A 12,930-nucleotide genomic window follows, 5' to 3' on the forward strand; every position below is an offset into this window, starting at 1 on the left:
GGTACGCCTATTCTCATCCAGGCGAAACGTGTTACGTTGCGCACCGACTTCGAGGAGGCCCCCGTGAAGCAGCGTTTTGCCTGGCCAGCCGCGGTTGCCGCGATCGCGCTCGTGGTAGCAGCATGCTCCGGGGGCTCCGACGGCTCCGGCGGCCAGGACACCACGACCGCGACGACCAGCGCCGGCACCACCTCGGCCGCCGCAGCGCCGGATCCCCTGGTCGAAAAGGCGGCTGCGGATTACAAGGCCTACGCCAGCGGCCAGATCGACGAGCTCGTCGGCGTGGTCAAGGTGTTCACCGACGCCGTGCGGGCCGGTGACCTGCAGGCTGCGCAGAACGCTTACGCGCCGTCGCGTCTACCGTGGGAGCGCATCGAGCCGATCGCGGGCCTGGTCGAGGAGATCGACGGCAAGATCGACGCCCGGGTGGACGACTTCGCCGGTGTCGACGACCCGCAGTTCACCGGTTGGCACCGGCTGGAGTACCTCCTGTTCGACCAGAACACCACCGAGGGCGGTGCGCCGTTCGCCGATCAGCTCGACGCCGACGTCGCCGCGCTCAAGGAACAGTTCGCGACCATCGAGGTCAAACCCATCGACGTCGCCAACGGCGCCGCCGAGCTGGTCGAAGAGGTCTCCGAAGGCAAGATCACCGGCGAAGAGGACCGCTACGCCAAGACCGACCTGTGGGACTTCGACGGGAACATGCAGGGTGCCCGCGACGCCGTGGGCATGCTCAACCCTGCGTTGGTCCAGGCCGACCCTGCGTTGCTGGGCAAGATCGACGCCGGAATCAATTCGGTGTTCCAGACCATGGAGCCGCTGCGCCGCGGTGACGGATGGGTGCTGTTCTGCACGGAGAACGACCCGTACCCGTCACCGCGCTGCCCCGAGGTGACCGTCGACCAAGCCACCGTCGACAAGCTCAAAGCCGAGTTGGCGGGTGTCTCGGAGAACCTGTCGCAGGTCGCCGGGGCACTGAACCTGCAGTGAACGAGGGCCCGCGGCGCCCGGGCTTGTCCCGCCGGGGGTTTGTCACCGCGGTCGCGGGAGCAGGGGCGGTGGCCGGTGCGCTCGCCGGCTGCACTCAACGCAGCGAATCGCCGGCCGCCGAGCCGGCCGAACGCTTCATCCCGTTCGAGGGTCCGCACCAGACCGGGCTCACCGCGTTGCCCATCCCCGAGCAGGGGCTGATCGCCACCTTCAACGTGTTGTCCAAGGACCGTGCCGGCCTGGCGACGACGCTGCGCGAACTCACCGACGAGATCCGCGGCCTGATGGCCGGGCGGCCGCCCGAGGTGCGTGGTCCGGCGTACCCGCCGGTCGATTCGGGCATCCTCGGCGAGAAGCCGCCCGCGGACAACCTGTCCATCGTGGTCAGCGTCGGCGCGTCGCTGTTCGACGACCGGTTCGGCCTGGCCGATCGCAAGCCGCGCGACCTGGTCACCATGCCGTTCCTCGCCAACGACCGGCTGGACCCGAAGCTCTCCCACGGCGACATCGCGATCCTGTTCGAGGCCGGCCACAACGACACCGTGCAGTTCGCGCTGCGCCAGCTGATGCGGCGCACGCGACGCGACCTGGTGTTGCGCTGGATGATCGACGGTTACGCGCGCGGTATCGGCGCCGGTCGCGCCTCCGAAGCCGGCACCCCGCGAAACCTGATGGGGTTCAAGGACGGAACCTCCAATCTCGACGTCACCGACGCCGCGGTGATGGACCGCCACGTCTGGGTGGGACCCGACGACGGGGAACCGGACTGGGCGGTCGGCGGCACCTACCAGGCGGTGCGGATCATCCGGATGTTCGTCGAGTTCTGGGACCGCACCCAACTCGTCGAGCAGGAGGCGCTGTTCGGACGCGCCAAGGTCAGCGGCGCCCCGCTGGGCCTGTCGGGCGAGTTCACCGACCCCGATTACGCGTCGGACCCTGAGGGACAACGCATTCCGTTGGATGCGCACATCCGGCTGGCCAATCCGCGCACCCCGCAGACGGAGGAGAACCTGATCCTGCGCCGCGGGTTCAACTACTCACGCGGGTTCGACGGCGCCGGGCGTCTGGACCAGGGGCTGGCGTTCGTCGCCTACCAGCGCAGCCTCGAGAAGGGCTTCCTCACCGTGCAGCGGCGCCTCAAGGGGGAACCGCTCGAGGAGTACATCCTGCCCGTCGGCGGGGGTTTCTTCTTCGCTCTGCCCGGTGTGCCCGGACCGGACCGGTTCCTGGGGGATCGCCTGCTGGACTGAGGGGTGCCCGCCGTAGGTCTCACCCGTCACACAGATCGACTTTTCGCAGCGAAAGTGCGAGAAGACGTCTGCGAAACGTTGATCCGTGCTACCCCTGAGGTTCGGTGGGCCAGTGCGCCCGCCACTCGTCGGGATCGATCGCGGTCACCGGGGCATCGTCGAGTTCTTCGGCCACCTCGTCGCCGCGGCGTTCCGCGGCCACCGCCTGCTCCGCGGCCCGCACGTCATCCATGAACGTCAACACCGCTGTGCGCAGGGCGGTTTCGGCGTCGACGTCGGCGGCCACCGACACCGTGGTCAGCCCCGGCGGGATCAGATCCGCCGGCACGCCGGCAGTCTCGGCGCGGGCGAGCACCTTCTGCGTCAGCGCGAGCGCGGGCTGCCCGGTGGGGATGTCGTCCATGCACGACGCTCGCGCCTTCTTCTCCAGTGCTTTGCGCTGTTCCCATTGCGCCAGTTGATCTTCCAACGTCACGGTCTCGCCGGCCAGGACGGCCGGTACGCGGTTGCCCAGCTTGCGTACGAGCGCGTCGGCGACGTCGTCGATGTCGAACGCATTCTCCGGCGCATCCTCGGCGATGCGGGCGTGGAAGAGCACCTGCAAAAGGACGTCGCCGAGTTCGTCGCGCAGCTCGCCGAGGTCGCCGCCGTGTACGGCGTCGAACAGCTCGTAGGTCTCCTCGAGTAGGTACCGGCGCAGCGAGTCGTGGGTCTGCTGACTCTCCCACGGTCCTGCGGTGCGCAGCCGGTCCATCAGGGTGACGGCGTCGACGAGCCGCTCCCCGGGTTGCGGCTCCGGCGCGGCGATAACCCGCTCACCGGCGGCGATCCGCGCGGCGACGACAGGATGGGTGCGGTCGGAGGACAGCAGGATCTCTGCGGCATCCCCGTCGTGGGCGGGCCGCGCAGACGGCAGCGACCACGGCACCTTGATCGGCAGTTCCTCGGTGTACTGCACGTCGCCGGAGAGAAGCTCGATGGCCTCGATCGGGATCAGCGTCGGCCGCCGCGGGTCCACCAGGACAACCGTCATGCGCCACCTCCGAACTTGGTTATATCAACTTCGGCGTCACCGTTCCCGGCGATCGCGAGCAACAGCCCGGCCACGAACGCGACGAGCTCCAGGTCCCGGATGCGTGGGGACCCGACACCGCTGCCCGCCCGCGGCACGGGCACCTGGACCGTCGATGTGGTGGCCCGGTAGTTGCTTCCCGCGTAGAGGCGCTTGAGTCGCAGCTGCGCCGAATCCGGCAGTGTCAGAGGCGAAATGCGTAGTGTAGTCGCCGACGGCGCACTGATCTCGGTGACGCCGTACGCACGGGCCAGCAACCGCAACCGGGCCATGGCGACCAGCCGGTGCGCCGGCTCGGGCAGCGGCCCGTACCGGTCGACGAGTTCTTCGATGACCCTGTCGACGGCGGCGTCGTCGGGTGCGGCGGCCAGGCGGCGGTAGGCCTCCAGCCGCAGTCGGTCGCTGCCGATGTAGTCCGGCGGCAGATGGGCGTCCACCGGCAGGTCGATGCGGACGTCTTTCGGTTCTTCAGCGGTGGCAACGGTTTTGCCGTCCGCGGCGGCCCGGTAGGCCTCCACCGCCTCGCCGACCAGTCGCACGTACAGGTCGAACCCGACGCCGGCGACGTGGCCGGACTGCTCGGCGCCCAAGACGTTGCCCGCACCGCGGATCTCGAGGTCCTTCATCGCCACCGCCATGCCGGCGCCGAGTTCGTTGTTCTGCGCGATGGTGGCCAGGCGGTCGTAGGCCGTCTCGGTCAGCGGAATTTCGGGCGGGTACAGGAAGTATGCGTAGCCACGCTCCCGCGACCGCCCGACGCGGCCGCGCAGCTGGTGCAGCTGGGAAAGCCCGAACGTGTCGGCCCGTTCGACGATCAGCGTGTTGGCGTTGGAGATGTCCAACCCGGTCTCGACGATCGTGGTGCACACCAGGATGTCGTACTCCCGGTTCCAGAACCCCTCGACCGTCTTCTCGAGCTGTTCCTCGGGCATCTGCCCGTGCGCGACCACCACCCGCGCCTCGGGCACCAGCTCGCGCACCTTGGCCGCCGCCGAGTCGATGGTGCGCACCCTGTTGTGGATGTAGAAGGCCTGCCCGTCGCGCAGCATCTCGCGGCGCAACGCCGCGGCGACCTGTTTGTCGTCCTGCGGCCCGACGTAGGTCAGCACCGGATACCGCTCCTCCGGCGGGGTGAGGATCGTCGACATCTCGCGGATGCCGGCCAGACTCATCTCCAAGGTGCGGGGAATCGGGGTGGCGCTCATGGTCAACACGTCGACGTGGGTGCGCATCGACTTGATGTGCTCTTTGTGTTCGACGCCGAACCGTTGCTCCTCGTCGACGATGACCAGTCCAAGGTCCTTCCACGTCACCCCGGTCTGCAGCAGCCGGTGCGTGCCGATCACGATGTCCACGCTGCCGTCGCGCATGCCTTCGAGGGTGGCCCGCGAGTCGGCCGGATCGGTGAAGCGCGACAAGCCCTTCACCGTCACCGGGAACCCGGTCATCCGCGTGATGAACGTCTGCAGGTGCTGTTCGGCCAGCAGCGTCGTGGGCACCAGCACCGCGACCTGCTTGCCGTCCTGCACGGCTTTGAACGCCGCGCGCACCGCGATCTCGGTCTTGCCGTAGCCGACGTCACCGCAGATGACCCGATCCATCGGGACCGGCTTCTCCATGTCCGACTTGACCTCTTCGATGGCGGTCAGCTGGTCCACCGTCTCGGTGAAGCCGAACGCGTCTTCCATCTCGCGCTGCCACGGGCTGTCGGGAGCGAACGCGTGCCCCGCCGAGGCCTGCCGTTTGGCGTACAGCGCGACCAGTTCGGCGGCGATCTCGCGCACCGCTCGGCGGGCTTTGGTCTTGGTGTTGGCCCAGTCGCTGCCGCCGAGTCGGCTCAGCGTCGGTGCTTCGCCGCCGACGTAGCGCGACAACTGGTCCAGCGAGTCCATCGGCACGTACAACTTGTCGGTTCCGCCACCGCGCTTCGCGGACGCGTACTCCAACACCAGGTACTCGCGGCGCGCACCGCCGACCACCCGTTCGGTCATCTCGACGAACTTGCCGATCCCGTGCTGGTCGTGCACCACCAGATCCCCGGCCGTCAGTGCCAAGGGGTCGACGACGTTACGCCGCTTGGCCGCGAGCTTCTTGCCTTCGGCGGCCGCGGCGCGGTTACCGGTCAGATCGGTCTCGGTGATCACCACCAGGTCCGCGCCGGGCAGCACCACGCCGTCGCGCAACGGGCCCTGAAGGACCCCGAACACCCCGGCGGCAGGGGCCGCGCCGGGCTCCAGAAGTGTTGCGGCGACGTCGGATTCGCCGAGCTGCTCGACGACACGCTTGGCGGTACCTGTGCCCGGCGTGACGACCGCGCCGTAACCACCCGTCGCGACGTGGGCGCGCAGCATCGCGAAGATCTCATCGAGATTGTGCTGCTGGCCGCGCGCCGACGGCGCCGGCCGGACGTCGAGCGCCACCGCGTCGTCGGAGCCGGTGTCGAGTTGGCTCAGCGTCCACCACGGATGCCCGGCCGCCCGGGTCGCGTCGCGCGCCTCCCCGAACCCGACGAAGCCCGACGCTCCGAGCGCCTCCAGGTCGATCGGCACGTCGCCGCCGACCGCGGCGGTCGACCACGACGCCTCGAGGAACTCCTGGCCGGTCTTGATCAGGTCCGCCGCCCGGGTCCGGACCTTCTCCGGGTCGCAGATCAGCACCGGCGCGCCGGCGGGCAGGTGGCTCGGCACGGTGACCAGATCGGTGGCCCGCAGCAGCGGGAGCAGGGCCTCCATGCCGTCGACCGGGATGCCCTCGGCCAGCTTGGCCAGCATGTCGGGCACGCTGCCCGGCACGCTGTTCTCCCGCGCCGGGTGCTCGGCCGACAACGCTGCGGCACGCTCGCGCACGTCAGGGGTCAGCAGCACCTCGCGGCACGGCACCGCCACCACTGCCGCGACGTCGATCTCGGGGATCGACCGTTGGTCGGCCACCGAGAACATCCGCATCTCGGAGATCTCGTCACCCCAGAATTCGACACGGACGGGATGCTCGGCCGTCGGCGGGAAGACATCGAGAATGCCGCCGCGGACCGCGAATTCGCCCCGCTTACCCACCATGTCGACACGGGTGTAGGCCAGTTCCACCAGATGTGCGATGACGGAATCGAATTCCAGCTCGGCGCCGACGCTCAACGTCACCGGCTCGATGTCGGCGATGTCGGGGGCCATCGGCTGCAGCAGCGAGCGCGCCGTGGTCACCACGATCCGCAGCGGCGGTCCGAGCCGCTCGTCGTCGGGGTGGGTGAGCCGGCGCAGCAGCATCATGCGGGCACCGACGGTGTCCACGCCGGGCGAGAGCCGCTCGTGCGGCAGCGTCTCCCAGGACGGGAACATCGCGACGGTGTCACCGAAGACGCCGCGTAGCTCGGCGGTCAGGTCGTCGGCCTCGCGCCCGGTGGCGGTGACGACGAGCAACGGCGGTGTGTCGATCGCCGAGACCAGCGCGGACGCGACGAAGACCCGCGCGCTGGCCGGGCCGACGAGGTTGAGATCTACGGGCCGTTCGGCGGCACGACGGGCGACATCCTGCAGAGAGGGGTCACGCAGTGCCAGTTCGACGAGGCCCGCGATCGGGGTGTGGACATGGAGGGTCCCCGATGCGGTCATGATGGGTCCATCGTAGGCACCCGGCGCGCGTGGCATCAGCTTGCCCGCCGGCTGAGGTCACTCCTCGTGCAGCACCGGATCGGACTCCAGATGGGTCAGCCCGTTCCAGCACAGGTTCACCAGATGCGCGGCCACCACTTCCTTCTTGGGTTCGCGCACATCGAGCCACCACTGCGCCGCCATCGACACCGAACCGACCAGCGCCTGGGCGTAGAGCGGAGCGAGATCGGGGTCCAGGCCACGTCGCGAGAAATCTCCCGCCAGGATCGAGGCCACCTGGCTGACCGCATCGTTGAGCAGCGTCGAGTACGTGCCCTGGGTGATGCTGGCCGGGGAGTCGCGGATCAGGATGCGGAAGCCGTCGGTGCGTTCCTCGACGTAGGTCAGCAGTGCCAGCGCCACCCGCTCCACCCGCACGCGGGACCTGTTGTTGGTCAACGACGACGTGATGCCGTCCAGCAGGGCCGACATCTCGCGGTCGACGACCACCGCGTAGAGCCCCTCCTTGCCGCCGAAGTGCTCGTAGACCACCGGCTTGCTGACGTTGGCGCGCAGCGCGATCTCCTCGATGGAGGTGCCGTCGAACCCGCGCTCGGCGAACAGCGACTTGGCGATCTCCACCAGCTGCTGACGCCGCTCGGTGCCGGTCATCCGGGCCCGGGGGGCGCGCATCTCCTTCTCCGACCCAGCCACGGGTCTCAGCGTAGATGGTCAAACGCGCCCCGACGGGTAGCCTCTAGCACCGTGATCACGCTGGATCGGCTGATCAACGTCCTCGGCGGTTACGGCGCCCGCCTGCGCGTCACGTCGGTCGTCAGATCCACCGAGCTGCGCAGTGTGGTGCTGCCCGAGGTCGTCGACAGCCGCACCGTCTCCGGCGACGTGTTGCTCGCCGTGGGCGCGACATCGGTGGACGAAGCGCTGACGTGGGCGCGTGCAGCCCGCGCGGCCGTCGTGATCGTCCGCCAGTCGGGTGGTCCGGTCCCTGCCGAGCCGACCGAGATCGCGGTCGTGGCGATCGATTCGGCGATGCCGTGGAGCGACTTCGCCGCCATCGTCTACGGGCTGGTGATGGAAGGCCGCGAGACCGAGTCCGGGCGCGGCCCCACCGATCTGTTCGCCCTGGCCGACAGCCTGGCCGTCGCCGTCGGCGGACCCGTGGTGATCGAGGATCGGATGTCGCAGGTGCTGGCCTATTCCCGAGGCCAGGAATCCACCGACCCGGCCCGGGTCGCGACGATCCTGCAGCGGCAGGCACCGGCGTATCTGCGGGCGGTGTTCGACGAGCACGGCGCATTCACCCATCTGGTCGCCTCGGACGAGCCGATGTTCATTCCGGGAGTGGAGGCCGTCGGGTTGTCCGGGCGCATGGTCGTGGCGGCCCGCGCCGGCCGCGAACTGCTCGGGTCGGTGTGGGTGGCCTGTCCCGCTCCGCTGCCTGCCCCCGCGCAGGACGCCCTGACCGAGGGCGCGCACACGGTGGCGCTGCACCTGCTGCGCTCCCGTGCCAGTGCCGACCTGGAACGGCAGGTGGAGTCCGAGCTGGTGATCCGGCTGCTGGAGAGTCCGGCCGACGCGGCCACCGTCGCCAGCCGGTTGGGGCTGCCGCCGGGAGATCTGCGCGTCATCGCACTGCGCGCGCAACAGGACGGTCAGGGCCACGCCGCGTTGCTGCAGGTCTTCGAACGTGCCACCGCCGGCTTTGGATGGTCGCGGCCGTCGCGCAGCGCGTTGGCCGGCACCACCGTCTACACGCTGCTGGCCGCACCGGAGGCCGAGGTCGCCCGGGACTGGGTGACCCGCCTGGTCGCGGCGCTGCCGGAACAGCTCGTCGTGCAGGCCGGGATCAGCGCCCCGGCCGCGGCGACCGAGATGGCCGCCGCCCGCACCGAGGCCGACGAGTGCCTGGCGCTGCAGGAGAGCACCGACCCCGACGTGTTCCCGGCCTACGACGAGTCGTGGGACGACTTGGTGTTGCAACGGTTGCGCACGGCCGCGCAGTCGGGCCGTACCCCGTTCCGCGGCGCGGTGGCCGAGCTGCGTGACCACGACCGCGCACACGGCACCGCCTACATCGCCACCTTGCGTACCTGGCTGCAGGAGCACGGCGATCCCGGGCGCACGGCAGCGCAGCTGGGAGTGCACGAGAACACCATCCGCTACCGGATGCGGCGCATGGCCGAGATCGCCGACCTGGACCTCGACGACTCGCACAAGCGGTTCGCGATGATGATCGCCCTGGCCGTGCTCGACTGACCTTTGTCCGTTTGCGACAGCAGTCCACCGGTATTTTGTCGGCCCACCACAATGTCAGCTGTTTCACCTGCCCGGACCATGGGAGTCGATCGGTGCATTCGGCGACGGGAGGGGAAGGATGGCGACCGGTTCGGCAATGAGCGACGCCCCTCGCTCCGTCGTGGTCGTCGGCGCCGGCATCGTCGGGTTGTCCACCGCCTGGTTCCTGCAGGAGCGCGGCGTCGAGGTGACCGTCGTGGACCGCGAAGGCGTCGCCGCCGGCGCATCGTGGGGCAACGCCGGCTGGATCTCCCCCGCGCTCACCGCCCCGCTGAACGCGCCGGGTGTCCTGCGCGAGGGTCTGCGTTCGCTGGCCGATCCCGCCGCGGCGCTGCACATCCCGCTGCGCCCGGACAGCGCGCTCATCCGGTTCCTGACCCGGTTTGCCGCGAACTCCCGCGCGTCGGTGTGGCGGGCGGCGGTCGCGGCCAACGCCGTCCTCAACGACGAGGCCATCGAGACCTATGACGTGCTGGTGGCCAACGGCGTCGACGCACCGGTGACCGATACCTCCATCTCCGTGGCGTTCCGCGACGCGCAGAAGGCCGCGGCGTTCCAGGCTGGACTGCAACACCTCGAGACCACCCACCACGACGTGCGCAGCGAGATGCTCACCGGTGCGACGATCCGTGAGCAGGTACCGCTGGCCTCCTCCGACGTCGCGGCCGTCGTGAGTGTGTTCGGGCAGCGGTTCGTCGATCCCGGCCGGTTCACCCACGCCCTCGGCGACGCGGTGGCGGCGCGGGACGGGCACGTCATCACCGGCGAGGTCGTCGGATTCTCCGGCGGCCGCGACGTGCAGGTGCGCCTGGGCAACGGGGAGACCGTACGCGCCGATGCCGTGGTGCTGGCCACCGGAGCCTGGCTGCCCGCGCTGACCGGCCGTCGCATCCGCGTGCGCCTGCAGGCCGGCCGAGGCTATTCGTTCACCGTGCCGGTCGACCGCGCGTTACCCGGACCGATCTACCTGCCCGAGGCGCGGGTGGCCTGCACGCCCTACCGGGACGGGCTGCGTGTCGCCGGAACCATGGAGTTCCGGCGGCCGTCCGAACCGCTGATCCCCCGTCGCGTCGACGCCATCGTCGCCTCCGCCGCACCGCTGCTCGACGGGGTGCGCTGGGACGCGCGCCACGACCTCTGGGTCGGACCCCGCCCCGTCACCGATGACGGCAAGCCGCTGATCGGTGAGCTCGAACCGGGCGTCTTCACCGCGGGCGGCCACGGCATGTGGGGGCTGGCGCACGGCCCGGCCACCGGCCGGTTACTGGCCGAGCAGATCACCACGGGAAAACAACCCGAGGTGCTGCGACCGTTCGACCCGCTGCGACGCGGGTCCCGAGCACTGGACCCGCCGCCGGCAGGCCACTGACACCCCACCCCTCGCCTCGCGAGGGATTCCCCCGTCGTCAGGGGCGGAGCTTTTTCTCCTTCTTCAGCCCGCCCCTGACGGCAACCACTCCCACCGGAAGGAACACGACGTGTACGACAACGACCGCATCTGGATGACCCCGCAGACACGGCAGAGCCTGGAAACCGAGCTCGCCGAGCTGCTGGCGCTGCCCAACCCGGCCGAAGGCGAAGACGGTGAACGCACCGATCAGGTCGTCGACGCCTGGCTGGCACGCAAGGAGCGGATCCGCGAGATCCACGAGCTGCTCAGCAAGGCCGACGGCTCCACGCTGCCCGCCGACGACGGCATCGTCGAGCCCGGCATGGTGGTCACCGTGCGCTACGACGACGCCGGTGACACCGAGTCGTTCCTGCTGGGCACCCGGGGCACGTCGGACACCGAGCTCGACGTCTACACGGTGAACTCGCCCCTGGGCAGCGCGCTGCTCGGCGCCAAGCCCGGTGAGCAGCGCAGCTACCAGTTGCCCAACGGCACCATCCAGCAGGTGACGGTGTTGACGGCCAAGCCGTTCGGGGCTCACGAGCTCGACAGCGCCGCGGCGGGCTGATCGCCCCGTCGGATAAAGTGCACGCGTACGTGACGTCCGATCCGTCGTGGTGTAATCGGCAGCACCTCTGATTTTGGTTCAGATAGTTCAGGTTCGAGTCCTGGCGACGGAGCACATCATCGCGAGCGTGCGCACAGGGACACCCTGCAGCGGTGTGTCGAGGTGCGGACACGCGCGCTCGCGGGGGAAGGACGACAGGTATGCGGCAGGCCGCAGTTCTCATTCTGGCCGCCGGCGCCGGCACCCGGATGAAGTCGGCCCTACCCAAGGTGCTGCATCCGCTGGGCGGTCGGACCATGCTGGCCCACGCGCTGACCGCCGTGACCGGAGTCGACCCGCGCCACGTGGTCGTGGTGGTGGGCAAGGACCGCGACCAGGTGGCCCCTGCCGCACGGCAGCTGGGCGAACAACTGGGGCGCGACGTCGAAATCGCCGTGCAGGAACAACAACTCGGCACCGGGCACGCCGCCCAGTGCGGTCTGTCGGTGTTGCCGGAGGACTTCACCGGCACCGTCGTCGTCACCTCCGGTGATGTCCCACTGCTCGACTCCGCCACCCTGACCGACCTGATCGCCGTCCACGAGACCGCCGATGCCGCGGTCACCGTGCTCACCACCACCGCCCCCGACCCGACGGGTTACGGGCGCATCCTGCGCGACGACGCGGGCGAGGTGACCGGGATCGTCGAGCAGGCCGACGCGGACACCGCACAACAGGCCATCACCGAGGTGAACGCCGGTGTGTACGCATTCGACGCGGCCATGCTGCGCTCAGCGCTGAGTCGCCTGCAGACCGACAATGCGCAGGGCGAGCTGTACCTGACCGATGTGGTCGCCATCGCCCGAGCCGACGGGCGGGTGGTCGGCGCGGCGCACGTCGCCGACGCGGTGCTGGTGTCCGGGGTCAACGACCGCGTCCAGCTCGCCGAACTCGGCGCCGAACTCAACCGTCGCATCGTCGCGCGCCACCAGCGCGCCGGTGTGACCGTCATCGACCCCGCGACCACCTGGATCGACGTCGACGTGACCATCGGCGGCGACACCACCGTGCGCCCCAACACCCAGCTGCTCGGCCGCACCGCGATCGGGCAGCGCTGCGAGATCGGGCCCGACAGCACGCTGACCGACGTGACCGTCGGCGACGGCGCGTCGGTGGTGCGCACCCACGGCAGCTCGTCGACCATCGGCGCCGACGCCGTCGTCGGGCCGTTCACCTACCTGCGGCCCGGCACCGTCCTGGGCGACGCCGGCAAGCTCGGCGCCTTCGTCGAGACCAAGAACGCCTCGATCGGCACCGGCACCAAGGTGCCCCATCTGACCTACGTCGGCGACGCCGACATCGGCGAGCACAGCAACATCGGGGCGTCCAGCGTGTTCGTCAACTACGACGGAGAAACCAAGAGCCGTACGACAATCGGCTCGCATGTGCGTACCGGGTCGGACACCATGTTCGTCGCGCCGGTGACCGTCGGCGACGGCGCCTACACCGGGGCCGGCACGGTGGTGCGCCGGGATGTGCCGCCGGGTGCGCTGGCGGTCTCCGACGCCCATCAGCGCAACATCGAGGGCTGGGTGGAGCGCAAGCGTCCGGGCAGCGCTGCGGCTGCGGCTGCAGCTGCAGCCACCGAGAATCCGGCAGAAACTGCCGATAATCCGGCCGCATCTACCGGCGAGTAGCCATTCGCGGCCCTTTGTTGGCATTCTGGTAACCCGCCAGCGTAGGAGCGGGAGCGCTACGTACGATGGCCCGAGTATCGA

The 12,930-nt window shown here is 69.8% G+C and carries 9 protein-coding genes and 1 tRNA gene; 7 read left to right on the forward strand and 3 right to left on the reverse strand.

Going from position 1 to position 12,930, the window contains the following annotated elements; translation table 11 throughout:
• Positions 1 to 63: 63 nt before the first annotated feature.
• On the forward strand, positions 64 to 993 hold the full coding sequence (locus ACAG25_RS18205) for an EfeM/EfeO family lipoprotein (protein ID WP_370489875.1): 930 nt from the start codon (positions 64 to 66) through the stop codon (positions 991 to 993).
• On the forward strand, positions 990 to 2,243 hold the full coding sequence (locus ACAG25_RS18210; RefSeq protein ID WP_370489876.1) for a Dyp-type peroxidase: 1,254 nt from the start codon (positions 990 to 992) through the stop codon (positions 2,241 to 2,243). The genes ACAG25_RS18205 and ACAG25_RS18210 overlap by 4 nt, the downstream gene beginning before the upstream one ends.
• Positions 2,244 to 2,331: 88 nt before the next feature.
• Here ACAG25_RS18210 and ACAG25_RS18215 read toward each other — a convergent pair whose 3' ends face one another.
• From ACAG25_RS18215 to ACAG25_RS18225, 3 genes are read right to left on the reverse strand one after another with little or no spacing between them, the layout of a single operon-like run.
• Positions 2,332 to 3,276, reverse strand: a complete 945-nt coding sequence (locus ACAG25_RS18215; RefSeq protein ID WP_370489877.1) for a nucleoside triphosphate pyrophosphohydrolase — start codon at positions 3,274 to 3,276, stop codon at positions 2,332 to 2,334.
• Positions 3,273 to 6,920 carry a transcription-repair coupling factor gene (gene mfd, locus ACAG25_RS18220; RefSeq protein WP_370489878.1) on the reverse strand — a complete coding sequence of 1,216 codons (3,648 nt, stop codon included), beginning with the start codon at positions 6,918 to 6,920 and terminating at the stop codon, positions 3,273 to 3,275. The genes ACAG25_RS18215 and mfd overlap by 4 nt, the downstream gene beginning before the upstream one ends.
• A gap of 57 nt (positions 6,921 to 6,977) precedes the next feature.
• Complete coding sequence (locus ACAG25_RS18225; protein ID WP_370489995.1) at positions 6,978 to 7,571, reverse strand: TetR/AcrR family transcriptional regulator; 594 nt, start codon at positions 7,569 to 7,571, stop codon at positions 6,978 to 6,980.
• Positions 7,572 to 7,664: 93 nt separating this feature from the next.
• Here ACAG25_RS18225 and ACAG25_RS18230 point away from each other — a divergent pair, with 93 nt between their 5' ends.
• The 5 genes from ACAG25_RS18230 (at position 7,665) to glmU (ending at position 12,849) form a co-directional block, all read left to right on the forward strand.
• The gene (locus ACAG25_RS18230; RefSeq protein ID WP_370489879.1) at positions 7,665 to 9,176 is read left to right on the forward strand and encodes a PucR family transcriptional regulator; all 1,512 of its coding nucleotides are present in this window, start codon (positions 7,665 to 7,667) and stop codon (positions 9,174 to 9,176) included.
• Between the two features lie 118 nt (positions 9,177 to 9,294).
• Positions 9,295 to 10,584 carry an NAD(P)/FAD-dependent oxidoreductase gene (locus ACAG25_RS18235; protein ID WP_370489880.1) on the forward strand — a complete coding sequence of 430 codons (1,290 nt, stop codon included), beginning with the start codon at positions 9,295 to 9,297 and terminating at the stop codon, positions 10,582 to 10,584.
• Positions 10,585 to 10,693: 109 nt separating this feature from the next.
• On the forward strand, positions 10,694 to 11,173 hold the full coding sequence (locus tag ACAG25_RS18240) for a GreA/GreB family elongation factor (protein WP_370489881.1): 480 nt from the start codon (positions 10,694 to 10,696) through the stop codon (positions 11,171 to 11,173).
• Between the two features lie 40 nt (positions 11,174 to 11,213).
• Positions 11,214 to 11,285 (forward strand) — tRNA-Gln (locus tag ACAG25_RS18245).
• An 88-nt stretch (positions 11,286 to 11,373) separates the two neighbouring features.
• Positions 11,374 to 12,849, forward strand: a complete 1,476-nt coding sequence (gene glmU / locus ACAG25_RS18250; RefSeq protein ID WP_370489882.1) for a bifunctional UDP-N-acetylglucosamine diphosphorylase/glucosamine-1-phosphate N-acetyltransferase GlmU — start codon at positions 11,374 to 11,376, stop codon at positions 12,847 to 12,849.
• Positions 12,850 to 12,930 lie beyond the last annotated feature (81 nt).

The organism is Mycobacterium sp. pV006 (assembly GCF_041287115.1).
In the GTDB taxonomy this organism is placed as follows: domain Bacteria; phylum Actinomycetota; class Actinomycetes; order Mycobacteriales; family Mycobacteriaceae; genus Mycobacterium.